Raw genomic sequence first — 25,517 nt, forward strand, 5'->3', positions numbered from 1 at the left:
GCCCTCGCGGTTCAGTCCGGCAGCGACTCGGTGGCGCCGACGCGCTCGAGCAACGCGGTCAGCTCCCCGGCCACTCCGGGAGCGGCCACGATCGTGATCTTCCCCGCGGCGCCGCCGACGGTGACCTCGGGGACACGCACGACGGCCCCGGCCTCGGCGGCGATCAGCGCGCCCGCCGCCCAGTCCCACGCGTTGAGGCCGTGCTCGTAGTAGGCGTCGAGTTCGCCCGCCGCGACATGGCACAGGTCCATGGCGGCGGCGCCGAGCCTGCGGATGTCGCGGATCTCCGGGAGGATCTCGGTCAGCAGTCGCGCCTGCCGTGCCCGGCGCTGCCTCCCGTAGGCGAAGCCGGTGGCCACCAGGGCCACCGCCAGCGAGTCCTCGCGGGCACAGGTCAGGATCGTCGTTGTGCCGTCGGCGCGCACCGCCGTGGCGCCACCGCCACGCGCGGCGCTGTAGGTGGTCGCTGTCGCCACGTCGACCACCGCGCCCGCGACCGGACTGCCGTCGCGCACCGCGGCCACCGAGACGGCGTAGCCGGGCAGCCCGTACAGAAAGTTCACGGTGCCGTCGATCGGGTCGACGACCCAGGTGACGGTGCCCGGCGCACTCGCCCCGACATCGCCGCCGCCCTCCTCGCCGAGGATCGCGTCGGCGGGCCTGCGCTCGGCGAGCAGCCCGCGGATCAGCTGCTCGGACTCCGTGTCGACGACGGTGACGGGATCGGTGACGTGCCCCTTGGTGGCCACGGCGCCCTCGGCGGGACCGCCGTCGGTGAACACCTCGGGTCTGCGGGCACGCACGTGCGCGGCGGCCGCTTCGGCGAGTTCCACGGCGAGCGAACGCAACTCGTCGTCATCGGCGGCGACAGTGGGGGTGGTGGTCTCGAAGGCTGTGGGTTCGGGCACCACTCCATGGCATCACATGCCGAGTCGACTCGCCCGGGACGTGACTACCGCTACTCTTTGTCAGGCACATCGACCGCACGAGCGAGGGGTTGAACCATGTCTGCTCGAGGGCACGCCTTCGGCATCGATATCGGCGGCAGCGGCGTCAAGGGCGCGGTGGTCGATCTGGCCACCGGCTTGCTGGCCCACGACCGGATCAAGATCGCCACGCCACAGCCGTCCACCCCGGACGCGGTCGCCGGTGCGGTGGCCGAGCTCGTCGCGCAGGCGGAGTGGGACGGACCGGTCGGCCTGACCCTGCCGTGCGTGGTGCTCGACGGGCACGCCAGGACCGCCGCCAATGTCGACCACGGGTGGATCGGCACCGACGCGCGCTCGCTGTTCAGCAAGGCGCTGGGCGGGCGTGAGGTGACGGTCCTCAACGACGCCGACGCCGCGGGCCTGGCCGAGGACAGCTACGGCGCCGCCGGTGCCCTCACCGGGCTGACGCTGCTGCTCACCTTCGGCACCGGCATCGGCTCGGCGCTGATGTACAACGGCACCCTCGTGCCCAACTCCGAACTCGGCCACCTGGTGATCACCGGCGCCGAGGCCGAGCACCTGGCGGCCGCCTCGGTGAAGGACCGCGAGAACCTGACCTACCCGCAGTGGGCCGAGCGGGTCAGCACCGTGCTGCGCCACATCGAGGACCTGTTCTGGCCGAACGTGATCGTGGCAGGCGGCGGCATCAGCCGCGATTACGACCAGTGGATCCCCTTGCTCACCAACCGAACTCCGGTGATTCCGGCCGTTCTGAAGAACACCGCGGGTATCGTCGGCGCCGCCATGGCCATCGAGATGGGCATCGCGCCGTAGTGCGGCGCGCAGGGCGGCGCAACGCCTCGATGGCATCGTGCCATGAGTACCCTGGTTGGATCGTTACAATGGAACACGTCCGGCGGTGAGCCGGTGAAACCTTCCGGCCGCGGCCGGTCGCGAGAAGGCCGGTGAACATACCGGCGTCACCCGACCGACGCACCGCCGGTGCAACCCGACCGACCGCTCCGCCGGAAAACCACTCTGGCGTGACGCCGCACGAGACCGTCACGAAAGGGCGTACGTGGTAGCCACGAATACCCGTCAGACCGCCGACTCGGCCGACGCCGACGCCGACGCCGACGCCACCACCACGGCCAAGAAGGCTCCGGCCAAGAAGGCCGCTGCCAAGAAGGCTCCGGCGAAGAAGGCCGCTGCCAAGAAGGCTCCGGCGAAGAAGGCTGCCGCCAAGAAGGCACCGGCCAAGAAGACCGCCGCGAAGAAGGCGACCTCGGCCGAGGGTGGCGAGGAACAGCTCGAGGACGAGTCGATCGAACTCGACGATCTCGGTGATCTCGAGGTCTCCGAGGACGAGCTCACCGACGGCGACGCCCTGGTCGAAGAAGTGGCCGAGGACACCACCGAGGAAGCCGAGACCGAGGAGCCCTCCGAGAAGGACAAGGCCTCCGGCGATTTCGTCTGGGACGAGGAGGAGTCCGAGGCGCTGCGCCAGGCACGCAAGGATGCCGAGCTCACCGCCTCCGCCGACTCGGTGCGCGCCTACCTCAAGCAGATCGGCAAGGTCGCGCTGCTCAACGCGGAGGAGGAGGTCGAACTCGCCAAGCGGATCGAGGCCGGCCTGTTCGCCGCGGAGAAGATGCGCGAGTTCGCCGAGGCCGGCGAGAAGCTCTCGGTGACCACCCGCCGCGATTTCAACTGGATCGTGCGCGACGGCAACCGCGCCAAGAACCACCTGCTCGAGGCCAACCTGCGCCTGGTCGTCTCGCTGGCCAAGCGCTACACCGGTCGCGGCATGGCGTTCCTGGATCTGATCCAGGAGGGCAACCTCGGCCTGATCCGCGCGGTCGAGAAGTTCGACTACACCAAGGGTTACAAGTTCTCGACCTACGCGACGTGGTGGATCCGTCAGGCCATCACCCGCGCCATGGCCGACCAGGCCCGCACCATCCGTATCCCGGTGCACATGGTGGAGGTCATCAACAAGCTCGGCCGCATCCAGCGCGAGCTGCTCCAGGACCTGGGCCGTGAGCCCACCCCGGAGGAGCTGGCCAAGGAAATGGACATCACGCCGGAGAAGGTCCTCGAGATCCAGCAGTACGCGCGTGAGCCGATCTCGCTGGACCAGACCATCGGCGACGAGGGCGACAGCCAGCTCGGTGACTTCATCGAGGACTCCGAGGCCGTCGTCGCGGTCGACGCGGTGAGCTTCACCCTGCTGCAGGATCAGCTGCAGTCGGTGCTGGAGACGCTGTCCGAGCGCGAGGCGGGCGTGGTCCGGCTGCGCTTCGGCCTGACCGACGGTCAGCCGCGCACCCTCGACGAGATCGGCCAGGTCTACGGCGTGACGCGCGAGCGCATCCGCCAGATCGAGTCGAAGACCATGAGCAAGCTGCGCCACCCGAGCCGGTCGCAGGTGCTGCGCGACTACCTCGACTGACCGAGCTTTACCGCGAGGCCCGTATCCATTCGTCCCGGATGGATACGGGCCTCGTTTCATTTCCGAATAAAAATGCCGATCGGTCCGTATTGCCAATAAACCGGACTCGGTAACCTTTTCGTGATCAAACCCACAGTGCTGGATTGCGCTGTGAACGCCGCGAATTCGCGATCTTCACCGTATTGTCACAGACAGTTTTTCGTTCTACCGCCGCCGCTCTGCGGTACGGCATTGAGGGTTTTTCGCGGCGTGCTCGACATCTATCACTTCAGCTACGGCTGGTTCACCCCCGTTCTCGCCTATTTCATGTCCGTCACCGGCTGTCTGCTCGGCCTGCAGTGCGCGGCCCGCGGCCGCAACGCGGTGGAGGGACGGGTCGGCTGGCTGATCGGCGCGGCGATCGCCATCGGCGGAACCGGCATCTGGGTCATGCATTTCATCGCCATGCTCGGTTTCACCATCCGCGGCGCGGAGATCCGCTACGACATCCCGCTGACGCTGTTCAGCGCGATCACCGCGATGGTGGTGGTCGGAATCGGGCTGTTCATGGTCAACAAGCCCCAGCCGACGCTGCGCTCGCTGCTGGCGGGCGGCACGATCACCGGCCTCGGCGTCGGCACCATGCACTACACCGGTATGTACGCGATGAGGTCGACGGCGACGGTGACCTACGACCCGAAGATCGTCACGCTGTCGATGGTGATCGCGGTGGTGGCCTCGATCGTGGCGCTCTGGTTCACGTTGCGCGTCAAGGGTTTTCTCGCGACGGTGGGCGCGGCGATCATCATGGGCGTTGCCGTCACCGGGATGCACTACACCGGCATGGCCGCCATGCACGCGCACTCCAACCATCACGCCGCGCCGCCGACGGGTTCGGGCGCGATGGATCTGCTGGCGCCGCTGATCGGAGTGAGCAGCATCGTCACCATGCTGGTGCTGATCAGCGTGAGCCTCACCGAGATCGAGAACGAGGAGGCGCTGCCACGGATGTGGCTGACCTCCCGGCATCAACCGAAATCCCGTCGGCAGCAACCGATTCCGCCCGCTCCCCTGCCCCCCGCCCCCGGCGCGCCGACCCGCGAGCACATCGATTACCGCACCGAGGAACTGGTCTACGACGGCGCGGGCAGCTGGCCGCGCCGGGTCGTCGACTGATCAGCTCGCCGCCACCTCGGTGCGGCGCCGGGTGAATTCGACGACCGGCTCGACGACCCTGGCCGCGATCGGTCCGAGAATCGCCATCAGCAGCACATAGGCCGAGGCGAGGGCGGCCAGCCGCGCGTCGGCCTTGCCGTAGGCGACGGCCAGACCCGCGATGACGATGGAGAACTCGCCGCGCGCCACCAGCGCGGCGCCCGCCCTGGCGCGGCCCATCCGGCGGATCCCCTGCCTGCTCGCCGCCCACCAGCCCACGGCCACCTTGGTGCCGGTGGTGACCACAGCCAGCGCGACCGCCCAGCCGAACACCGGCGGCACCGCGGCCGGGTCGATCGAGAGCCCGAAGGCGACGAAGAAGATCGCGGCGAACAGATCACGCAGGGGCTCCAGCAGTTTCGCCGCCTCGTGCGCGGTGGAACCGGAGATCGCGATGCCGAGCAGGAACGCACCGACCGCGGCCGAGACGTTCAGCGCCGAGGCGGCACCGGCCACCAGCAGCGCGGCGCCGAGCAGCTGTAGCAGGAACACCTCGCGGTCGGCGCTGTCGAGCACCGCCGAGACCAGCCTGCCGAAGCGCAGCGCCACCACCAGCACCACCGAGATGGTGGCCAGCGCGATCGCCAGCGACACCAGCCCGCTGAGCAGGCTCAGCCCGGCCAGCATCATCGTCAGGATCGGCAGGTACACCGCCATCGCCAGGTCCTCGAGGACCAGGATCGACAGCACGACCGGCGTCTCGCGGTTACCGAGGCGGCCCAGGTCGTCGAGCACCTTGGCCACGATCCCCGACGACGAGATGTAGGTGACGCCGCCGAGGACGACGGCGCCGGTCACGCCCCAGCCCAGGATCAGCGCCACCGCGGCGCCGGGTAGCGCGTTGGCCACCAGATCGAGCACGCCTGCCGCCCAGGAGCGCTTCAGGCCCGTCATCAGCTCGGGGGCGGTGTACTCCAACCCGAGCAGCAACAGCAGCAGCACGACGCCGATCTCGCCGGCCAGGTGCCCGAACTCGGTGGCCACCTCCAGCTCGAAGAATCCCCCGCGCCCGAACGCCAGCCCACCCAGCAGGTACAGCGGGATCGGCGACATCCCGAACCGGCCCGCGACTCGCCCGCAGATGCCTAGCGCGAACAAGATCACGCCGAGCTCGAGCAGAGCCAGGGCCTGCGAGGTCACGGCCGTCAGCCGTGCGCGAGGATCTTCGCGGCCGCGTCCAGGCCGTCCGGGGTGCCGACGACGACGAGCAGATCACCCTCGGTGAAGGTGAAATCCGGGCCGGGCGACGGGTGCAGCTGACCGGCGCGCATCACCGCGACGATCGAGGTCTTGGTGCGGGTGCGCATCCCGGTCTCGCCCAACGTGCGACCCGCGTACGGTGATTCGTCGCCGATCGCGAGCTGCCGGGTGGTGATCCCGGGTAGGTCGCGATGGTCGTCGTTGAGTTTGGCGACCAGCTGCGGCGCGCCGAGCAGGTTCGCCAGCACCGACGCCTCGTCAGTCGACAGCGGCACCTGGGCCGCGATCGCGTCCGGGTCGTCGGGTTTGGACACGATCAGGTCGATGTCACCGTCGCGGTGGGCGATCACCCCGACGCGGCGGCCCGACTTGACCTCGAAATCCTTGCGCACTCCGATCCCCGGTAGCGCTGTGACGTCGACGTTCACACCGTCCACAGTAGTCGCGCGGTGACCAAGGATGTGGTCTACGCCACTTCGCCGCGCTGGGGCGTGCCGAACAATCCGTCCGTGCCGGGCAGGTACGGCTCGGCCGCGAGCACCGCGGCCACCGGCAGCGGGGCGTACAGATGCGGGAACAGCATCGAGGCCGGATCGGTCGGCACACCCGGCTCCCATCTCACCTCGCCGGTGAACCGGGCCGGGTCCAGCCACAGCACCATCATGTCGGTGCGCCCGGCGAAGAGCCGGTTGGCGGGCAGGTGGACCTGGGCGGGGGTGGACAGGTGGACGAAGCCGCTCTCGGTCAGCGACGGCGGCCTGCGTTCCCCGGTTCGCTGGGATTGTTCCCATTCTTGGGAAGAACACAGGTGAACAAGCGTGTGGGTGTCGGATGTCACGGGTAATCTCCGGGTAGACAACAGGTTCGGACGGGAAAGACCCTGACACAGGATCGACGAGGTGGCTCGGTTCGGTGGCGCGGCCCGCGGGTAACGGGCAACACCGCAGCGAGCGACAGATTGATGAGTGACTGGTTCGAGTGGGAGGTGGCAGCGACGGCGCCGTGGGTGATCGGCGGGTGCTCGAGACGGTGACCAGTGGTGTTCGCTTTCAGCGAAACCGCAGGTCGTGTTATCGAAAACACAAAGATTCACTTCCGGGAACAAAGCCTGAACCCCGAACGTCTGACAGAGTAGTCGTACCCCTGCTGGGAAGTAGCGGATGCGAGCCTCGTGGAGTGACCACGGGGCCCACACCTAGGCGAACGGCCACGCAGCGCCGGGAGCCGGGACGGAGGAGTCATGCCAGGAACCCTGACCAGCACCCCACTGACCGCGGTCGATCGTTGCGATCGTTGCGGGGCGGCTGCCCGAGTGCGTGCCGTTCTTCCCGCGGGTGGCGAGTTGCTCTTCTGCCAGCACCACGCGAATGAACACATGGACCGCTTGCGCGAGCTCGAAGCCGTGATCGACACGGAATCCGCTCCCGCTCTCTGACCACTCCTCGCGTCCGAAACAATCACATCTGACAACAGAACATCCCGACAGCGGGCGACCCGGACAGGGCGCCCGCTGTTGTTGTATCCGGGGTCAGTCGCCCGCGTCGGCGAGGATGCCGTCGACCAGCGTCGCGACCCCGTAGGCGAAGGCGCCGTCGGGGTCGGCCGGTGCCTGATAATGCTCGCCGACGGCGGTGCCGACCCGACTCGCGAGGGGGAAGTCGGCGGCGGGCATCACCTCGGCCAGCAGCGGGCCGTGCACCTGCCACCAGTCCGCGTCGCTGAGCTGGGCCGTCGCGCCCGCGGCCGCGACGGCGAGGCGGGCATTGCCGGTGGCGAAGTCGGTGAGCACCGCGATCGCGCGGTCCATGGCGAGGTCGGTCAGACCGGTGCCGGAGATCGCGCGGAGCTGATTCTCGTAGCGGCGCATCCTGGCCGGGCCGAGCACCTGACGCCACGGGGAGACCTCGAGCAGCCACGGGTGCGCGATCAGCTCGGTCCTGATCCGCGTGGCGATCGCGATCATCCGATCCCGGATCGGCAGGTCGGCGGGTATCTCCGGGTCGTCGGCGGCGACGGCGTCGACCATCAGCACCAGCAGCGCGTCCTTGCTCGGCACGTAGGTGTAGAGGCTCATCGCGCGCAGGCCGAGTTCGGCGGCCACCGCGCGGATCGTCAGCTTCTCGATGCCCTCGCGATCGGCAAGGGCGATGCCCGCAGCGACCACGGCGTCGACCGTGAGACCGGGTTTGGGTCCGCGCGCTCCCGGCTTGGCGGGCAAGGCGTGCCGCCACAAGAGCTCGAGGATCTGGGTGGCCTGCGCGGTGGCTTTCTCGGCGCCGTCGGTGGGCACGAGCCGTCCTTTCTGGCACTCGGGAACAAACTCAGTACAGTGTACGTTGTTCGGTTGTTCGTGTTGCCCGATCAGAGGAGACCGCTCTGCCCGCCACCCAGGCCACCTATCTCCCCGACCGTCATCTGTTCGCGCTGTGGACCTGGGCCGGTCATGGTGCCGGTGCCGCGCCCGCCGGTATCGGCGACCCCGAAGCACTGACGCTCGCGCTGCCCGTCGGCGAGCGCGGCGCGATCGAACCGGTCGAGATCCCGGCCGCCGTGGTGACACCCGCCGAGCTGGCCGGTGTCACCATCGCAGACCTCGCGCCGTCGGCCCTGGCGTGGCGCGAGCTGCTGGCCGCCGCACGACGCACAGCCACGGCGGGCGAGGCCACCGCACCGCCGAGCCGCGACACCGGCGCGATGGAACCACCCGGCGACGGGTCGGCGATCCCCGTGGAGCTACCCGCCGCGGCGCACGCTGTCCCCGATGCGGTCGGCACGTCAATCGTCTCGGCCCAGCGAGCGGTGCGCGTGCTGCGCGAGACCGCGGCGGCCGACGCCGAACTGGCAGCGGTCCTGGATGCCACCTTGCGGCCGTATCAGGTGCGCGGGGTGAGCTGGCTGCGCGAGACCGTCGACGCGTTCGGCGGTGCGGTGCTGGCCGACGAGATGGGACTGGGCAAGACCGTGCAGACCATCGGGTTCCTGCAGGGGCGCGCCGACGGACCGCAACTCGTGGTGTGCCCGACCTCGCTGGTGGGCAACTGGGTGCACGAGATCACCCGGTTCGCGCCGGGGCTGAAGGCGGTGTCCTGGCGTGGCGGTGATGTGCCCGTCGGCGCGGGGACCGTGGTCGTCACCGGATATCCGACCCTTCGGCTGCACGGGGCGGCACTGACCGGACAGCAGTGGGCCACCGTGGTATTCGACGAGGCGCAGGCGCTGAAGAATCCGCGTACCCAGGTCTCGAAGGCCGCGCGCGCCTTGCCCGCGGACGCCAAGGTGGCGCTCACCGGCACGCCGGTGGAGAACCATCTCGACGAACTGTTCGCGCTGCTCAATCTCACGGTGCCGCGACTGTTCGCCCATCGCACGCAGTTCCGGCGCCGGTTCGTCCGGCCGATCGAGGAGGGTTCGGCCGCGGCGGCGGCCCGGTTGCGCGATGCCGTCGAGCCGGTGGTGCTCGGCCGCAAGAAGATTCACGTCGCGGCCTCGCTGCCCGCGAAGATCCACAGCGATCTGCTGTGCGACCTGACCGCCGAGCAGGAACGGGTCTACGACGCGGTCCTGGCCGAGGCGCTCGACGAGGGCTTCGGTTCCGGCCTGCAACGTCAGGGGCGGGTGCTCGCCGCGCTCACCCACCTCAAACAGGTGTGCAATCACCCCGGGCTGATCTCCGGCGACCTGGGCGAGATCGCCGGTCGCTCCGGCAAGCTCGACCTGTGCACCGACATCGTCGCCACCAATCTCGACACCGGTGACCCGACGCTGATCTTCACCCAGTACCGACAGACCGGCGAGCTGCTGGTGCGCCATCTCGCCGAACAGTTCGGGGTCGACGCGCCGTTCTTCCACGGCGGGCTCGACGCCGACCAGCGCTCAGGGATCGTCACCGCGTTCCAATCACCGGACGGCCCACCGGTGCTGGTGCTGAGCTTGCGCGCCGCGGGCACCGGTCTCACCCTGACCCGCGCCGCCGATGTGATCCATTTCGATCGCTGGTGGAATCCCGCCGTCGAGGCGCAGGCCTCGGACCGGGCGCACCGGATCGGGCAGACCCGCACGGTCACCGTCACCACGCTGACCAGCGCGACCACGGTCGAGGAGCACATCGCGGCGATGCACACCCGCAAGTCGGCGCTCACCGATCTCTCGGACGCGGCGGGCATAGCCGAGCTGGCCCGGCTCGACGACGACGCCCTCGTCGACATCCTGCGACGGAAGCGAGAGAACTGATGCCCGACAACGAATTCGGTTACACGGCGTGGGGCAGGGACTGGGTGCGGCTGGCCGAGCCGCTGCGCCAGACCCGGCCCGAACCGCTGCTGCCCCGCGCCCGCAGCATCGCCCGCAACGACGGGGTACGTACCGAGACCGAGGGGCGGACGGTACGCGCGCACCTGCATCGCGGCGGACAGGCTTCGATCGCGCATGTCGAGGTGGCGCCGCTGACCAGGGCGGCGATCACCGCGATCGCGCGAGTGATTCCCGATCCGACCGTGGTCACCGACGAGATGCACCGGGCGCTGCTCGACGCGGGGCACTCCCCGGCGCCGACGCTGGTGAGCACCGATTGCTCCTGCTCGGCCCGGACCGCGCGGTGTCTGCACGTGCTCGCGGTGCTGTACGCGATTGCCCGGCAGGTGGACGAGAATCCGCGGGTGGCGCTGGAACTCCAGGGGTATTTCGACGCCACCGAGGAGGCCGGGGCTCCGGTCCAGGAACCGCGCTGGACCAGCATCAACGCGCTCGACCCGACCCAGTTCTTCGAGCGGGTGCACTGAGAGCTTCGCCGGTGGGCCGTGACGTCGCCGCGACCTGCCGAGGCGGGCCGCGACGACGACCGCGGCGCGGCCGATGGCGCGTTCACCGGCAGTGCCGCACTCAGGCGTTGGTGCCGCCGTCGATCGTGATGATCTCCCCGGTGATCGTCCGGGCCGACGGGCCTGCCAGGAACGCGACCAGATCGGCGACGTCTTCGGCGGCGCCGAACCGGCCGAGCGCGTTGAATTCGCGCTGCGCGGGTGCGTGGTCGCTGCCCGCCGGGTTCATGTCGGTGTCGGTCGGGCCCGGCTGGACCAGGTTGACGGTGATGCCGCGCGGGCCGAGTTCCCTGGCCAGCGCCTTGGTGTAGCCGTTGAGCGCCGACTTGCTCAGGTTGTACAGCGCCAGTCCGCCGAAGAGCGCGCGGTCGGTCAGGTTCGAGCCGATGGAGATGATCCGGCCGCCCTCGCCCAGGTGCGCCAGCGCGGCCTGGCCCGCGACGAACGGCGCGCGGGCGTGGATGGCGAGCGCACGGTCGATCTCGTCGACGCCGAATTCCTCGTACGGCTTGGCCGGGAAGATCCCGGCGTTGTTCACCAGCACGTCCAAGCCGCCCAGCTCACGCGCGGTCCGGTCGACAGCGGCGACGACCTGCGCGGCATCGGCGCTGTCGGCCCGGATCGGCAGCGCCCGCCTGCCCTGCGCCTCGATGTCGGCGGCGACCGACTTCGCCGCGACCTCGTCGCGCTGGTAGGTGAACGCCACGTCGGTGCCGGCTGCGGCCAGCCTGCGGGCGATGGCGGCGCCGATCCCCCGGCTGCCGCCGGTCACCAGGGCCACGGTGGTGCTGCTCGTCATCAGGCGTGCTCCAATTCTGTAGTAGGCGATACATAAATAGACAAGCGCATGCCGGCGCCGGCGTCAAGAGTTTCTTATCGATCGATACAGAATGCTCCGGCTCACTGTCCGCGCGGTATATTTGCCGATCGGCACAGAAAGGTTTGGCATGGCAGAACGCGGCCGCCCGCGCGGCTTCGATCGCGACGTGGCCCTGCGGCGTGCCATGGAGGTGTTCTGGGAACGCGGCTACGACGGCGCCTCCCTGGCCGATCTCACGACCGCCATGGGCATCAACTCCCCGAGCCTCTATGCCGCCTTCGGTGACAAGGAAGCCCTGTTCCGCGCCGCGATCGAGCTCTACGGCCGCACCGAAGGGTCACGCACCGCGCGGGCGTTGCGCGAGGAACCGACCGCCTACGCCGCGATCGAGGCGATGCTGCGCGACAACATCACCACCTACACCGACCCCGGTCTGCCGCACGGCTGCATGGTGGTTCTCGCCGGCGCTACCTACACCACCCGGACGGCCTCGGTCCGCGAGTTTCTCGTCGAGGCCCGCCGCCACACCACCGCCGACATCCGCGCCCGCCTCGACCGTGGTGTCGCCGACGGCGACCTCGAACCCGGCACAGACACCGCCGCGCTGGCCGCGCTCTACAGCACCGTCCTCTACGGGCTGTCGATCCAGGCCAGGGACGGCGTCGACTTCAGTGAGCTCAGCGCCGCCGTCGACAGCGCACTGCGGGTTCTCGCAGCAGCGGCGAAGTAGACCGTGGCCTCGATCACGAACGCCATCCGCGACGATCGGCCGACGAGGCGGATCAGTCGACGAACACCGACAGGCACGTGTCCTGCCGCGCAGCCCGCACGCGGTTGACCACTACCGGCGACGCAGTGCCGCGATCCGCTCCCCCAACTGGTCGACCGACGCCAACGCCGTGGGGGGACCGCCACATTCGCGACGGAGCTCACCGTGGATCACGCCGTGCGGCTTACCGGTGCGGTGATGGTGCATCGCGACCAGGCTGTTGAGTTCGCGACGCAGTTCGCCCAGCTTGTCGGAGGTGGCGATCCGTTCGGCGACCGCGGCGGGCGCGGGCGCGGACTCCTGGGCGGCGCTGCGGTCGGCGAGCTGACGGGTCTGCCGGTCGCGCAGCAGCGCCCGCATCTGGTCGGCGTCGAGCAGGCCCGGGATGCCCAGGTAGTCGGCTTCCTCGTCACTGCCCGCGATGGTGGCGGTGCCGAAGGAGGAGCCGTCGTAGATCACCTGGTCGAGTTCGGCGTCGGCGGCCAGCGCGACGAAGGACTTCTCCTCCTCGCCGGGCTCGTCCTTGGTCTTGTTGGCGTCGATCAGCAGTTCGTCGTCGAGGGCGTTCTTCTCGCGGTGCGGCTTGCCGATGACGTGATCGCGTTGCAACTCCAGCTGGGCGGCCAGGTCGAGCAGCACCGGCACCGACGGCAGGAACACACTCGCCGTCTCCCCCGGCCTGCGGGCACGCACGAACCGGCCGATGGCCTGCGCGAAGTACAGCGGGGTCGACGCACTCGTCGCGTACACACCGACGGCCAGCCGCGGCACGTCGACGCCCTCGGACACCATGCGCACCGCCACCATCCACGGCTGCGTGCCCTCGGCGAACTCGCCGATGCGCTGCGAGGACTGCGGGTCGTCGGAGAGCACCACGGTCGGGCGCTCACCCGAGATGTGTTCGAGCAGTTCGGCGTAGTCGCGGGCCCGTTCCTGGTCGGTGGCGATCACCAGGCCACCGGCATCGGGGATGCCGGAGGCGCGCAGCTGGCGCAAGCGGACGTCGGCGGCGCGCAGCACCGCCGAGATCCAGTCACCGGCCGGGTCGAGCGCGGTGCGCCAGGCGCGCGCGGTCTGTTCGGCGCTGAGCGGTTCGCCGAGGCGGGCGGTGTGTTCCTCGCCCGCGCTGTCGCGCCAGTGCGCGTCACCGGAGTAGGCCAGGAACACGACAGGGCGCACGACGCCGTCGGCGAGCGCGTCGGCGTAGCCGTAGGAGTGGTCGGCGCGCGAGCGGGGGAAACCGGCTTCGTCGGGCTCGTAGGTGACGAACGGGATCTTGGAATCGTCGCTGCGGAACGGGGTTCCGGTCAGCGCGAGGCGCCGGGTCGCGTCGCCGAAGGCCTCCTCGGTGGCCTCACCCCAGGTCTTGGCGTCGCCCGCGTGGTGGATCTCGTCGAGGATCACCAGCGTGCGACGGTTCTCGGTGCGCACCCGATGCCGGGTGGGATGGGCCGCGACCTGCGCATAGGTCACCACGACGCCGTGATAGTCACCCGAGGTGCCGCCGGTGGAGTTGGAGAACCGGGAGTCGAGCTGGATGCCCGAGCGGGCGGCCGAGGCCGCCCACTGGTGTTTGAGGTGCTCGGTGGGCGCGACGACGGTGATCTGATCCACCGTACGGTCGGCCAGCAACTCCGCGGCAACCCGCAGCGCGAAGGTGGTCTTACCCGCGCCCGGCGTGGCGACCGCGAGGAAATCGCGCGGCTTGGTGGCCAGGTACTTCGTCAGGGCGCGCCGCTGCCACGCGCGCAGGGAACCCCCCGACGCACCCCCGGCAGCCGAATCGCCCGGTGTACCCGCATCCCTCGCCGCAGCGGCGTCACCCGACCCAGTCACGCAGATGACCCTAGCCGCCCGGTGCGGCGTGTCGCCAAACCGACGCGGGGTGCGCGACAGGCATCACAACACCGTCCGAGGTCACCGGCCATTTACCTGTTACCCGCCGACACGATGCCCGGCCCGTACCCCACGCGCCCGGTTCGTGCGGGATGCTTGACCGGAGATGAACAACGACCAGGTCCGGGCAGCCGACGCGGCGCACCCACCGCGGGCGCACCAGCCGAGCGGTTCCCCCGCGCTGCCCGCGACCGCGGGCAAGCCCGTCCCGCAACGTCCCCGCGAACACGCGTGGTGGGTGCGGTGGCCCGCCACGGCGTGGCGGTTGATCGTCCGGGTGGCGATCAAGAGCTGGAACAACTCGATCTTCGCCAAGTCCGCCGCTGCCGCGTTCTGGCAGACGCTCTCACTCGCGCCGCTGCTGCTCGGGCTGCTCGGCAGCCTCGGCTATGTGGGCGGGCTGTTCGGGCCGGACACGGTGCAGATCGTGGAAGCCAAGATCATCGCGTTCAGCCGGGAGTTCTTCAGCCCCTCGGTCGTCGCCGACCTGATCGAGCCGACCGTCGACGACGTGCTCGGCCGCGGTCGCGGCGCGGTGGTGTCGGTGGGTTTCGTGCTGTCGCTGTGGGCGGGTTCCTCGGCGATGGCGACCTTCGTCGACGCGATCGTGGAAGCCCATGATCAGCAGGATGCCCGCCATCCCGTCTGGCAGCGGATCTTCGCGCTGCTGCTGTATGTGCAGTTCCTGGTGGCGGCGGTGCTGATCCTGCCGGTGATCGCGCTGGGACCCACCCGGATCGGCCGCGTCCTGCCCGACACCTGGCGTGAACCCGGACTGCGGCTGATCGACACGTTCTACTACCCGATCGTCGGCCTGCTGCTGATCGTCGGGCTCACCACGCTCTACAAGCTGGCCCTGCACAAATCGCTGCCGTGGCATCGGCTGTTCGGCGGCGCGCTGGTGGCCGGGGTGTTCTTCATGGGGGCCAGCGATCTGCTGCGGCGATATCTGTCCTGGATCACCGCGACCGGCGTGAGCTACGGCGCGCTGGCCACCCCGATCGCGTTCCTGCTGTTCACCTATTTTCTCGGCTTCGCGGTGATTCTGGGCGCGGAGTTCAACGCCGCGGTGCAGGAATTCTGGCCCGCGCGGGCGACCAGGATGGAGCAGGTCAAGGAGTGGCTGACGAACCAGGTGCGCGGCGACGACGAACCGGCCGACGCCTCACCGGAGGCGCCGGCCTTACCGGCCGCGGAACCCGCTCAGTCGCCGCCCTTGCGCAAACCGTCGTAGACCTTCTTGCAGTCCGGGCACACGGGCGATCCGGGCTTGGGCGAGCGCGTCACCGGGAAGACCTCACCGCACAGCGCCACGACCATCGTGCCCATCACGGCACTCTCGGCGATCCGGTCCTTCTTCACGTAGTGGAAGAACTTGGGGACGTCGTCGCCGGTCGTCTCGTCTGTCGTGGTTTCCGGGCGTACCAGAGTGTCTGTACTCACGCCTTCCATGATGCCGCATCCCGGCCGTGTACCGCTGACCAGCCGCGTGTGCGTTCGCACGAGCCGAGTGGGAGACTCGGGGTATGCAGTCCTACGGCGAGCCCTCCGGCGCCGACGAGCCGACCCCGGACCCGGAGGTGACCAGGCCCGCCGCGCCCAGCTCGCGCGGCTATTTCCCCGGCGCCGATGCCAAGCACCCCGTGCTCATCACCGAGGCCGCGCCGTCGCTCGACGATCAGCATCGCGCCAGGGTGCGCCGCTACACGATCATCATGGCCTTCCGCATCCCCTGCCTGATCCTGGCCGCGATCGCCTACAGCGCGTTCGAGAACCCGCTGCTGTCGATCCTGATCATCGTCGCCTCGGTGCCGCTGCCGTGGATCGCCGTGCTGATCGCCAACGACCGGCCGCCGCGCACCAAGAACGAACCGAGCCGCTGGGACGGCCGCAACAACCAGATCGCCCTGGAATCCCGATCGCACAAGGCGATCGAATAGCGGTCTACGCGGTTGTCGCCGGTCGGCGCACCAGCATCGACATCAGCGCCGCGAGCCCGCACAGGGCGCCCGCGAGATACCAGGCCAGATCGTAGGAACCCTGCAGGTCGCGGATGAGCCCAGCGCCAGTGGCCGCGACGGCGGCGCCCACCTGGTGGGCGGCGAATACCCAGCCGAACGCGATCGGGCCGTCGGCGCCGAACAGTTCCCGGCACAGCAGCACCGTCGGCGGAACGGTCGCGATCCAGTCCAGACCGTAGAAGACGATGAACACCCACATGCTCGGCTGGGTGTGCGGGCCGAGCAGCGAGGGCAGAATAAGCAGCGACAACCCACGCAGCGAGTAGTAGCCGAGCAGCAGATAGCGCGGATCGACCCGATCCGAGAGCCAGCCCGAGGCGATCGTGCCCGCCACGTCGAAGATCCCGACCAGCGCCAGCAGTCCGGCCGCGGTGGTCGGCGGCATCCCGTGATCGTGGGCCGCGGTGACGAAATGCGTACCGACCAAACCGTTCGTCGACGCACCGCACACCGCGAAACCGCCTGCCAGCAGCCAGAATCCGGGCCTGCGCGCGGCCGCGGCCAATACCTGTAGGGCCCGGCCCGCACCCCCGGTACCCGGGACCCGCGCACCGGCGTCCGAGCCGGGCGGCGCGCCGTAGGCCCGCACCCCGGCGTCGCTGGGGTAGTCGCGCACGAACAACCACACCAGGGGCACCACGGCCAGCGCGACCGCGGCCACGATCACCGACGGCAACCGCCAGCCGTGCTCGTGCGCCAGCATCGACACCAGCGGCAGGAACACCAGCTGCCCGGTCGCGCCCGCCGCGGTGAGCACGCCGGTGACCAGCCCGCGGCTGCGCACGAACCAGCGCCCGGTGATGGTGGCGACGAACGGCATCGACATCGACCCGACGCCGATCCCGACCAGCAGTCCCCACGTCGCCACCAGCTGCCAGGCCTGGGTCATGAACACCGTCAGCCCGCTGCCCGCCGCGATCAGCACCAGCGCCGAGCACACCACCCGGCGGATGCCGAAGCGATCCATCAGCGCGGCAGCGAACGGCGAGATCAGGCCGTAGAGCAGCATATTCAGCGAGACGGCGGTGGAGATCGTGGCGTGCGACCAGCCGAACTCGGTGTGCAGCGGGTCGATCAGGACGCTGGGCACCGAGCGGAACGCCGCGGCGCCGAGCAGGGCGACGAAGCCGACGCCCGCCACGATCCACGCGGGATGGAGAGTTCTTCGACCGGGTGGGGCCGCATCGATCTCACCGTCGACGGCGTCCGTGGGCCGATCAGGACGCGGGGTCTTGGTGTCGGTGGCGGAGCGTGGCGCGGGGATTGCCCGTTCGGCCGAGTCGTCGTCGCCGGTGGGCGACAGGGGCGCGCGGAGATCGGTCACCCGAAACAGGGTGCCGGATCGTCGCGACACGAACGAGTGGCCGGTATGCCATCTTTCATCGATATCCTGCCAATGGATATCCGGGCCCATCGAGTTCGCTCGTTTCTCGGGGAGCTCGCGGGGAACCCAGTCGACAGCGCGTGGCAGGACGCCTACCGTTCGTATCGGGCGGACTGTGGTTCTCTCGACTTCGACTCGCAGACGAGCGATCGTGCTGGGGCCTTACAGGATTCAGCCATCGACGACCGCGTCGCTGCGGACCGCAGTCACGACGGAGCGTCGTCGCACCCGGCCCAGGGCGCAGGCGCCGATTCCCGTTCCGGCTGTCTTCGCCGACGAGCCGTACACACCTGGCTTCATCGGTGACGATGTGGCGGACTGGCAGGGAGACAACATGATTCGCTGGATGTGGGCGTTCCTGGATCGGCCTGCCGACGGATTCGACGACTGTGTCCGCTTCTGGGCGACCGTCACCGGCTCGACGGTGTCGGCGCCACGCGGCGCGCACGACGAGTTCGTGACGCTGCTGCCTGCCACCGGACCGGCCTGGGTCAAGATGCAGGCGGTCGGTGACGGCGGGGGCATCCACCTTGACCTCGATGTCGACGACATCCCCGCCGCGGTGGCGACCGCGACCGGGCTCGGCGCACACATCGTCCTGGTCGCGCCCGACTACACCGTGCTCGAATCCCCTGCCGGACAGACGTTCTGCTTCACCCCGGTCAAGAACGACGCGCCGCCTCCGGTCACCGTGTCGACCGCACCGGACGGCACCGTGACCCGCCTCGACCAGATCGGCCTCGACCTGGCCCCCGCCGACATCGCGACCGATACCGCGTTCTGGCGATCGCTGACCGGCTGGACCCACCAGCCGTCACGCCTCCCCGAATTCTCCCGGTTACGCGGCGACGACGAGCCACTGCAGCTGTTGCTCCAGCGCCTCGACGACCCCCGCCCGGCCGCCGCCCACGTGGACCTGGCCTCCACCGACATCGCCGCCACCGCCACCTGGCACGAATCCCTCGGTGCGGACCGCGTCGCCGACGGCGAGCGCTGGATCGTCATGCGCGATCCCGGCGGCGCGCTCTACTGCGTCACCGGCCGCGACCCGTACACCGGCCTGCTCCCCAGCTGACCCGCCCGCATCCCTCCCGGCACGCACACCACGCCGCGACACGCGGCTCCGAGCGGGTCGTTCGCCCGGTGCGCGGCCCTGGCAGAGTAATCGGGTGCCTACGAACCCCACCGCCACCTCCGGTTCCCTGCTCACCGCACTGTGCCCCGCCCTGCGCACGGCGCTGATCCGGGTCGGCTACGACGCCGACACGCTGGTCGAGGCGCTCGGCCCCGATGTGCATGCGGCACTGGGCCGGTCGGAGCCGGTGCCGGTGCGCCGGGCGGCGCGGGCAGCCGGTGAGCTGGGCACGCTGATCCGGCTGCTGCTGCTCGGCGACGCGCTGCCGGAGAGCGAGGTGGCCGCGGCGCTGGCACCGGTGCGGATCGACGACGCCGTCGCGGCGGGTCTGCTGGCCCGCGACGGCGACGAGCTCAGGGCAGCACTGGATCTGCGGCCGCTCGACACCGGTTCGGGCACCCGCTGGATCCTGTCCGACCTCGACGATTCGATGCGCAGGCGCACCCTGACCGAGGACCACGTGCTCGGCGTCGGGCACGCGTCGCTGTCGCTGCTGCGCGCGACGCCGACCGTCCCGGTGGGCACGGTGCTGGATCTGGGGACCGGCTGCGGTGTGCAGGCCGTGCACGCAGCGGGGTACGCGGGCCGGGTCACCGCCACCGATGTCAACGCGCGGGCGCTGTGGCTGGCGCAGGCCACGGCCGCGCTGAACGAACTCGACATCGAACTGCTCGAAGGGTCCTGGTTCGAGCCGGTGGCAGGACGCCGTTTCGATCAGATCGTGGCCAATCCCCCGTTCGTCGTAGGCCCGGCGCGCATCGAGCACACCTATCGCGATTCCGGGCTCGCGCTCGACGGCGCCAGCGAGCTGGTCATCGGGCAGGCGCCCGAGCTGCTCGCACCCGGCGGCCTCGCGGCCATGCTGGCCGCCTGGGTGCATGTCGAGGGCCAGGACTGGCGGCAGCGGGTGTCGTCGTGGCTGCCCGCGCACGGCATCGACGCCTGGGTCGTCCAGCGCGATGTCGCCGACCCGGCGCTCTACGTCGGCACCTGGCTGCGCGACGCGGGTCTGGACCCCCGCGACCCGGCCGCGCAGGCGCGCGCCGAGCAGTGGCTGGCGGCGTTCGACGCCGCCGACGTGGAAGGTATCGGCTTCGGGTTCGTCTACCTGCACGCCATCGACGGCCCGACCGAACTGATGGCCGAGGACCTCGTGCACGGTTTCGATGATCCGCTCGGCAACGAGGCGGCGGCCTATTTCGCCCGGTCGGCGTGGCTGCGCGCCGTCGCCGCCGACGAAAATCTCGCGTGGACATCCCGTTTCGCGCCGAGCCCGGCGACCGCGCTGGAACGGGTGTATCTGCCCGGTGAACACGGCTGGACCGAGGAGGTGGCCCGGCTGCATCGCGGCGACGGCCCCCGCTGGCAGCACGAGGTCGACGAGTCGACGGTGGCTCTGGTCGCGGGAATGCGACCCGACGGTCTGCCGTTGTACGAACTGCTCGAACTGCTCGCTCTGGCCGACGGCGCCGAACAGGTGACCCCTGAATTCGCCGCCCAGGCGCTCGGCGTCGTGGCCGGATTGGTACGTCATGGACTGGTGCGGCCCATCTGAGCCGTACGGCGGTGGGGGCCGAGTTCCGCACCCGGAGCTCTTCTCAGGAACTTCTCAGCCGTAAGGGTAGGAACCCGCAGCTCAGAGCGGTTTATCACCGACAGGATCGGGAACTTTCTCTAAGTCGGGTCCGTTGATCGGAGTGAGACACCACCGACAGGAGGCAAGTCATGACAAGCCCCGCCACTACTCGTGTGCGCCCCAGCGAGTCCGATATCGACGCCCAGAGCCCCGCAGCCGACCTGGTACGCGTGTACCTGAACGGAATCGGCCGCACGGCACTGCTCACGGCGGCCGACGAGGTCGAACTGGCCAAGCGTATCGAGGCGGGCCTGTATGCCCAGCACCTGCTCGAGACCGGTAAGCGGTTATCGGCGACCCGCAAGCGTGATCTGGCGATTCTGGTCCGTGAGGGGCAGTCCGCCCGCTCGCATCTGCTCGAGGCCAACCTGCGCCTTGTCGTTTCGCTGGCCAAGCGCTACACCGGCCGCGGCATGCCGTTGCTCGACCTGATCCAGGAAGGCAACCTCGGACTCATCCGCGCGATGGAGAAGTTCGATTACGCCAAGGGCTTCAAGTTCTCCACCTACGCCACCTGGTGGATCCGCCAGGCCATCACCCGCGGTATGGCCGATCAGAGCCGCACCATCCGCCTGCCTGTGCACCTGGTCGAACAGGTCAACAAGCTCGCCAGGATCAAGCGTGAACTGCATCAGCAGCTCGGTCGCGAGGCCACCGACGCCGAACTCGCCAACGAGTCGGGCATCCCGGTGGAGAAGATCGCCGACCTGCTCGACCACAGCCGCGACCCGGTAAGCCTGGACATGCCTGTCGGCAACGACGAGGAGGCCCCGCTCGGCGACTTCATCGAGGACTCCGAGGCCACCTCCGCCGAGAGCGCGGTCATCGCGGGCCTGCTGCACCACGACGTGCGCAGCGTCCTGGCCACCCTCGACGAGCGCGAACAGCAGGTCATCCGCCTGCGCTTCGGCCTCGACGACGGCCAGCCGCGCACCCTCGATCAGATCGGCAAGCTGTTCGGCCTGTCCCGCGAGCGGGTCCGCCAGATCGAACGTGAGGTCATGTCCAAGCTGCGCAAAGGTGAGCGCGCCGACCGTCTGCGCGCCTACGCCAGCTGATCCCCTGCTCGGCGGCCCCCTAGGGGTCGTCTGCCGAAACGCCGACCGGTGTCCGCGACCACTCCCCTCCGTGGCCGCGAGCCGGTCGGCGTTGTTCGTTCAGGCCAAACGCCGCGGACCGGTGTCGAAGCGGCTCGGTTCCGGGCCGATCCTGGCGCGGGCGTAGATGATCTCCGCCGACGCCGGCGCGGCGAGGACCGGGTCACACGACAGCTCACGCATCTGCGGGATGTCGTCGAACAGGGCCGAGATGCGTTGCGCCAGTTCGGCCAGTGCCGCCTTGTCGACCGCGGGCCCCGCCGGACCACCGGACAGCAGCGGCGCGGCGCGCGGCGCGTCGATCAGCGCGGCGGATTCCTCGGCGGTCAGTGGGAGTGCCCGGTAGGCGCGGTCGCCGAGCAGGTCGATGATCATGCCCGAGAGGCCGAACTGGATCACCGACCCGAACGAGGGATCGTCGGTGACCCGCAGGACGCAGCCGACGCCCTTGGTCGCCATCTTCTGCACATGCAGCAGCGGATCGCCGCAGATCGCCACCAGGTCGGTGTAGGCCTGGCGAACGGCATCGGGCCCCCACAGGTCAAGGCGCACCCCGAGCAGATCGGGCCTGCGCCGCCACAGCTCGCCCGTCGCCTTCGCCGCGACCGGGTACCCGAGTTCCTCGGCCGCCGCGACGGCCTGCTCGGCGTCACGCACGGCCCGGAACTCGACCACGTCGATGCCGTAGCACTCGAGCAGCCGCGCCGCTTCCTCGTCGGTGAGCCAGCGCCCGCCCGATTCGGCCAGCCAGCCCGCCACCAGCGCCGCCGCGGCCGCGGTGTCGATACCGGGTGGCCGGACCACCGGTGAGACGGGCCGGTCGCGCCAGCGCGCGTACCGCTCGACCCTGGCCAGCGCCCTGGCGGCACGTTCCGGATCGGGGTAGGACGGGATCGAGCCGCGCGCGGGCGCGCCGCCGGTGGTGCGGACCGCGAGGAGCCGCGGAATGCCCGACTCGGCGACGAAGGTCGTCAGCACCGGCTTGGCCCTGTCCGGTGCGGCCGCCGCTGCCGCGCGCAGCGCGTCGGCGAAGCCGCCCATGGACGTCGGCACCGGCGGGACGACGACGACGATCACGGCGTCGACCTGGTCGCTGCGCAGCGCGGCCAGGACCGCCTCCCGGTAGTCGGCCGGAGTCGCCTCCGGCCCCAGATCCACCGGCCCGTCGACCGGCGCGTTGCCGAGGCTGCGCTCGGTCGGCCGCGCGCCCGGCCCACGGTCGACGGCGGTCACCGGCCGATGCACGCCGAGGCCCTCGCTGTTGGCGGCATCGATGGCCAGCCAGTTCAGCGCGGCGCTGTTGCCGACCACGGCGACCCGAGGGCCCCGTGGCAGTGGCTGACAGGCCAGCAGCGCGGCGCAGTCGAACAGTTCGGAGATGGAGTCCACCTGGATGATCCCGGCCTGGGTGAACAGGTCACGCACCACCGTGCGGTCCATGTCGGCGCCGGCGGCGAGCCTGCCGCTGCTCACCGCGACGATCGGCTTGGCCCGCGCCACCCGCCGGGCCAGCCGGGAGAACTTGCGCGGGTTACCGAAGCTCTCCAGGTACAGCAGGATCACCTCGGTGTCGGCGGCGGTGTCCCAGAACTGCAGCAGATCGTTGCCGGAGACATCGGCGCGGTTGCCCGCCGAGACGAAGGTCGACAGGCCGAGATTGCGGGCCGCGGCCTCGCCGAGAATCGCCGCGCCGAGCGGCCCTGACTGGCAGAAGAAGCCGATCCGCCCTCGCTCGGGCAGCACCGGCGCGAGGGTGGCGTTGAGGCCGACCGCGGGGTCGGTGTTGGCGATGCCGAGGGCGCTGGGGCCGACGACCCGCATCCCGTGGCCGCGGGCCGCGGCGACCAGGTCGTCTTCGGCGGCCAGACCGGCCGCACCGGTCTCACCGAAGCCCGCGGTCAGTACCACCAGGCCCTTCACACCCTTGGCCATGCAGTCGTCGAGGACCGACCCGATCGCGGCGGGCGGCACCGCCACCACCGCCAGATCGACCTCGTCGGGAATCTCGCGGACGGTGGCGTAGGCGCGCACGCCCCGCACCGACCGCCGGTTCGGGTTCACCGGGAAGATCGGCCCGCTGAAACCGCCGGCGAGCAGGTTCGCCAGCACCGCGCCGCCGACCCTGCTCCGCTCCGGCGACGCGCCGATCACCGCCACCGAACCGGGCGCGAGCAGATTGCCGACACTGCGCGCCTCCGAGGCGGCCTCGCGCGCGTCCCGGACCGTGCGCAGCGCTTCGGTGGGGTCGATGGCGAATTCCAGGTGCACCTCGGCGCCGTCGCGACTGCGCTGCAACTGGTAGCCGGCATCACGGAACACCGTGATCATCGCCTCGTTCTCGGCGAGCACCTCCGCGACGAACGCGACTACCTCGTTCTCGGCCGCCGCGCCGGCGAGGTGTTCGAGCAGCACCGATCCCAGGCCGCGGCCCTGGTGCTCGTCGGCGACGACGAAGGCCACCTCGGCCGCGCGCGGGCCGGGCCGGTCGAGCAGCTCGTAGCGGGCGACGCCGATGATCGCGTCGCCGAGCAGCGCGACCAGGCCAACGCGGTCGTGATAGTCCACGTGGGTGGTGCGGTACATGTCCTTCGGCGAGATCTGCGGGTAAGGACCGAAATAGCGCAGATAGCGCGTGCGATCCGACAGCCCGGTGTGGAACGCGGCCAGCGACCCGGCGTCGGCGGGCACGATCGGGCGCACCCGGACCACACCGCCGTCGGCCGCGAGCACATCGCCGTACCACTGTTGTGGTGGCGCAGGCGGATTCGCCGGCGTATCGGGGGTGTCGGGTAGCAAGGGTTCAGTCACGGGGATCCTCCGGGTCGAGGCCGAGCAGGCCGAAACTCGCCCGCCGGGTGGCTGTGATGGCGGTGTCGACCGCCCGCTGGGCACGGATCTGCCCGGCGTCGCCGATCTCGGGGGTGCCGCCGGGACCGTCCCACGGCCGGTAGGCGGTATCGCCCCCGTCGCCCATGCTCGTCGGCGGCTGCACGCGCGGGGACGCGGCGCGCACCTGGTCGATCCAGTCGTCCGGGATCGGTGTCTCCGGTGGCAGCGGCCGGTCCAGGGCCGCGGCCAGCAGATGGGTCCAGGCACGTGGCACCACCCGCACCACGCCGTAGCCACCGCCGCCGATGGCCAGCCACCGCCCTTCGGCATGGCGGTCGGCCAGATCGCGCATGGCCAGGAAGGCCGCGCGCTGGCCGTCCACGGTGAGTTCGAGATCGGCCAGCGGGTCTTCCCGATGGGTGTCCACCCCGCATTGGCTGACGATGATCTGCGGCCGGAACGCCGCGACCGCGCCGGGCACCACCGCGTGGAACCCGCGCAGCCACTGGGCATCCCGGGTGCCGGGCAGGAGCGGCAGGTTGATCGAGGTGCCCTCGGCCGCGCCGAGTCCGGTCTCCGTCGGCCAGCCGGTATTGGGCCACAGCGTCGCCGGGTGCTGGTGCAGCGAGATCGTGAGTACCCGTGGATCGGCGTAGAACGCGCGTTGCACGCCGTCACCGTGGTGGACGTCGACATCGAGGTAGGCGATGCGGTCGTACCCGTGATCGAGCAGCCACGAGATCGCGATCGCGGCATCGTTGTAGATGCAGAAGCCCGACGCCGAATCCGGCATGGCGTGGTGCATTCCACCGGCGATGCTCACCGCCCGCCGGGTCCGTCCCGCCGCGATCTCCCTGGCCGCGGCGAGAGTGCCGCCCACGATGACCGAGGCCGCCTCGTGCATGTGCGGGAAGAGCGGATTGTCGGCGGTTCCCAGGCCGTAGACGGTGTCCTCGGGCGTCGGCGGCCCGTCACCGGCCCGGCGCACCACGTCGATATAGGAGTTGCTGTGCACCCGCAGGAGGTCTGTCCGGGTCGCCGCGCCGGGCGCCAGCGGCTCGACACCGTCGAGGACGCCCAGACTTTCGGCCAGCGACATGGTGAACTGCAATCGCGCCGGTTTCATCGGATGCTCGGGACTCCAGGTATAGCCGAGGAATCGCTCGGTCCACACGACGGTCCCGGACTCTGCGCTGTGCGACGGCGTGACCATGCTCGCCACGCTAGCCGGAAGCAGCAGACCCCGTGTGGCGTTGACATGCAGTAGAAATAGGGCCGCCGGTCCGGCGGGCGGACGGGCGTTCGCGCGTGGGTAGAATTCGTGCCGACGAAGGGGTA

23 protein-coding genes are annotated in these 25,517 nt (G+C 70.1%); 12 read left to right on the forward strand and 11 right to left on the reverse strand.

Features of this window, described 5'->3' with window-relative positions:
• Positions 1-11 precede the first annotated feature (11 nt).
• Positions 12-908 (reverse strand): inositol monophosphatase family protein, encoded by an 897-nt coding sequence (locus ACFWF2_RS09060; RefSeq protein WP_379306179.1) that lies wholly within the window; start codon positions 906-908, stop codon positions 12-14.
• Between the two features lie 96 nt (positions 909-1,004).
• Here ACFWF2_RS09060 and ppgK point away from each other — a divergent pair, with 96 nt between their 5' ends.
• From ppgK to ACFWF2_RS09075, 3 genes are all read left to right on the forward strand, one after another.
• On the forward strand, positions 1,005-1,763 hold the full coding sequence (gene ppgK / locus ACFWF2_RS09065; RefSeq protein WP_379306181.1) for a polyphosphate--glucose phosphotransferase: 759 nt from the start codon (positions 1,005-1,007) through the stop codon (positions 1,761-1,763).
• A 244-nt stretch (positions 1,764-2,007) separates the two neighbouring features.
• A complete protein-coding gene (locus tag ACFWF2_RS09070; protein WP_379306182.1) occupies positions 2,008-3,381 on the forward strand; it encodes an RNA polymerase sigma factor in 1,374 nt (457 codons plus the stop codon).
• A 249-nt stretch (positions 3,382-3,630) separates the two neighbouring features.
• Positions 3,631-4,536, forward strand: a complete 906-nt coding sequence (locus ACFWF2_RS09075; protein WP_379306184.1) for an MHYT domain-containing protein — start codon at positions 3,631-3,633, stop codon at positions 4,534-4,536.
• Here the strand turns inward: ACFWF2_RS09075 and ACFWF2_RS09080 are convergent, their stop codons facing one another.
• Genes ACFWF2_RS09080 through ACFWF2_RS09090 form a run of 3 tightly spaced genes read right to left on the reverse strand, consistent with a single transcriptional unit; the run spans position 4,537 to position 6,613 of the window.
• The gene (locus ACFWF2_RS09080; protein ID WP_379306186.1) at positions 4,537-5,715 is read right to left on the reverse strand and encodes a cation:proton antiporter; all 1,179 of its coding nucleotides are present in this window, start codon (positions 5,713-5,715) and stop codon (positions 4,537-4,539) included. It lies immediately after the preceding gene.
• 5 nt (positions 5,716-5,720) lie between these two features.
• Positions 5,721-6,203, reverse strand: a complete 483-nt coding sequence (locus ACFWF2_RS09085) for a cation:proton antiporter regulatory subunit (protein WP_189023997.1) — start codon at positions 6,201-6,203, stop codon at positions 5,721-5,723.
• Positions 6,204-6,241: 38 nt separating this feature from the next.
• Positions 6,242-6,613 carry a DUF952 domain-containing protein gene (locus ACFWF2_RS09090; RefSeq protein WP_379306188.1) on the reverse strand — a complete coding sequence of 124 codons (372 nt, stop codon included), beginning with the start codon at positions 6,611-6,613 and terminating at the stop codon, positions 6,242-6,244.
• A gap of 402 nt (positions 6,614-7,015) precedes the next feature.
• On the opposite strand from ACFWF2_RS09090, the gene ACFWF2_RS09095 reads away from it, so the two are divergent.
• Positions 7,016-7,210, forward strand: a complete 195-nt coding sequence (locus ACFWF2_RS09095; protein WP_029903635.1) for a hypothetical protein — start codon at positions 7,016-7,018, stop codon at positions 7,208-7,210.
• A gap of 93 nt (positions 7,211-7,303) precedes the next feature.
• Here ACFWF2_RS09095 and ACFWF2_RS09100 read toward each other — a convergent pair whose 3' ends face one another.
• Positions 7,304-8,065, reverse strand: a complete 762-nt coding sequence (locus ACFWF2_RS09100) for a TetR/AcrR family transcriptional regulator (protein WP_379306190.1) — start codon at positions 8,063-8,065, stop codon at positions 7,304-7,306.
• Positions 8,066-8,190: 125 nt separating this feature from the next.
• Here ACFWF2_RS09100 and ACFWF2_RS09105 point away from each other — a divergent pair, with 125 nt between their 5' ends.
• Both ACFWF2_RS09105 and ACFWF2_RS09110 read left to right on the forward strand, forming a co-directional pair.
• Positions 8,191-10,005 (forward strand): DEAD/DEAH box helicase, encoded by a 1,815-nt coding sequence (locus tag ACFWF2_RS09105; protein WP_379306283.1) that lies wholly within the window; start codon positions 8,191-8,193, stop codon positions 10,003-10,005.
• Entirely contained in the window at positions 10,005-10,553 is a 549-nt protein-coding gene (locus ACFWF2_RS09110) for a hypothetical protein (protein WP_379306192.1), read from the forward strand. Before ACFWF2_RS09105 ends, ACFWF2_RS09110 begins: the two co-directional genes overlap by 1 nt.
• A 100-nt stretch (positions 10,554-10,653) precedes the next feature.
• Here the strand turns inward: ACFWF2_RS09110 and ACFWF2_RS09115 are convergent, their stop codons facing one another.
• On the reverse strand, positions 10,654-11,391 hold the full coding sequence (locus ACFWF2_RS09115; RefSeq protein WP_379306194.1) for an SDR family NAD(P)-dependent oxidoreductase: 738 nt from the start codon (positions 11,389-11,391) through the stop codon (positions 10,654-10,656).
• 148 nt (positions 11,392-11,539) lie between these two features.
• Between ACFWF2_RS09115 and ACFWF2_RS09120 the strand changes: the two genes are divergently transcribed.
• Positions 11,540-12,142 (forward strand): TetR/AcrR family transcriptional regulator, encoded by a 603-nt coding sequence (locus ACFWF2_RS09120; RefSeq protein ID WP_379306196.1) that lies wholly within the window; start codon positions 11,540-11,542, stop codon positions 12,140-12,142.
• 111 nt (positions 12,143-12,253) lie between these two features.
• On the opposite strand, the gene ACFWF2_RS09125 is transcribed toward ACFWF2_RS09120, so the two are convergent.
• Positions 12,254-13,933: a DEAD/DEAH box helicase gene (locus tag ACFWF2_RS09125; protein ID WP_379306285.1), complete on the reverse strand. Its 1,680-nt coding sequence runs from the start codon at positions 13,931-13,933 to the stop codon at positions 12,254-12,256.
• Positions 13,934-14,183: 250 nt separating this feature from the next.
• Here ACFWF2_RS09125 and ACFWF2_RS09130 point away from each other — a divergent pair, with 250 nt between their 5' ends.
• Positions 14,184-15,311, forward strand: coding sequence for a YihY/virulence factor BrkB family protein (locus ACFWF2_RS09130; protein WP_379306198.1), 1,128 nt, complete (start codon positions 14,184-14,186; stop codon positions 15,309-15,311).
• Here ACFWF2_RS09130 and ACFWF2_RS09135 read toward each other — a convergent pair.
• Positions 15,281-15,520, reverse strand: a complete 240-nt coding sequence (locus tag ACFWF2_RS09135) for a DUF3039 domain-containing protein (RefSeq protein ID WP_189024012.1) — start codon at positions 15,518-15,520, stop codon at positions 15,281-15,283. The genes ACFWF2_RS09130 and ACFWF2_RS09135 overlap by 31 nt on opposite strands.
• Positions 15,521-15,603: 83 nt before the next feature.
• Between ACFWF2_RS09135 and ACFWF2_RS09140 the strand changes: the two genes are divergently transcribed.
• On the forward strand, positions 15,604-16,017 hold the full coding sequence (locus tag ACFWF2_RS09140; protein WP_379306200.1) for a DUF3099 domain-containing protein: 414 nt from the start codon (positions 15,604-15,606) through the stop codon (positions 16,015-16,017).
• 4 nt (positions 16,018-16,021) lie between these two features.
• Here ACFWF2_RS09140 and ACFWF2_RS09145 read toward each other — a convergent pair whose 3' ends face one another.
• Complete coding sequence (locus ACFWF2_RS09145; protein WP_379306287.1) at positions 16,022-17,287, reverse strand: MFS transporter; 1,266 nt, start codon at positions 17,285-17,287, stop codon at positions 16,022-16,024.
• Between the two features lie 346 nt (positions 17,288-17,633).
• On the opposite strand from ACFWF2_RS09145, the gene ACFWF2_RS09150 reads away from it, so the two are divergent.
• The 3 genes from ACFWF2_RS09150 to ACFWF2_RS09160 all read left to right on the forward strand — a co-directional run bounded on the left by ACFWF2_RS09150 (position 17,634) and on the right by ACFWF2_RS09160 (position 21,311).
• Positions 17,634-18,557 (forward strand): VOC family protein, encoded by a 924-nt coding sequence (locus ACFWF2_RS09150; RefSeq protein WP_379306202.1) that lies wholly within the window; start codon positions 17,634-17,636, stop codon positions 18,555-18,557.
• A gap of 94 nt (positions 18,558-18,651) precedes the next feature.
• The gene (locus tag ACFWF2_RS09155) at positions 18,652-20,172 is read left to right on the forward strand and encodes a methyltransferase (protein WP_379306204.1); all 1,521 of its coding nucleotides are present in this window, start codon (positions 18,652-18,654) and stop codon (positions 20,170-20,172) included.
• Between the two features lie 170 nt (positions 20,173-20,342).
• A complete protein-coding gene (locus ACFWF2_RS09160) occupies positions 20,343-21,311 on the forward strand; it encodes a sigma-70 family RNA polymerase sigma factor (RefSeq protein ID WP_189024020.1) in 969 nt (322 codons plus the stop codon).
• A gap of 99 nt (positions 21,312-21,410) precedes the next feature.
• Here the strand turns inward: ACFWF2_RS09160 and ACFWF2_RS09165 are convergent, their stop codons facing one another.
• Together ACFWF2_RS09165 and ACFWF2_RS09170 are read right to left on the reverse strand one after the other, a co-directional pair.
• On the reverse strand, positions 21,411-24,158 hold the full coding sequence (locus ACFWF2_RS09165; protein WP_379306206.1) for a GNAT family N-acetyltransferase: 2,748 nt from the start codon (positions 24,156-24,158) through the stop codon (positions 21,411-21,413).
• Positions 24,151-25,392: an acetoin utilization protein AcuC gene (locus ACFWF2_RS09170; RefSeq protein WP_379306208.1), complete on the reverse strand. Its 1,242-nt coding sequence runs from the start codon at positions 25,390-25,392 to the stop codon at positions 24,151-24,153. The genes ACFWF2_RS09165 and ACFWF2_RS09170 overlap by 8 nt, the downstream gene beginning before the upstream one ends.
• Positions 25,393-25,517: the final 125 nt, after the last annotated feature.

It is taken from the genome of Nocardia sp. NPDC060259, from assembly GCF_042728775.1.
In the GTDB taxonomy this organism is placed as follows: Bacteria; Actinomycetota; Actinomycetes; order Mycobacteriales; family Mycobacteriaceae; genus Nocardia.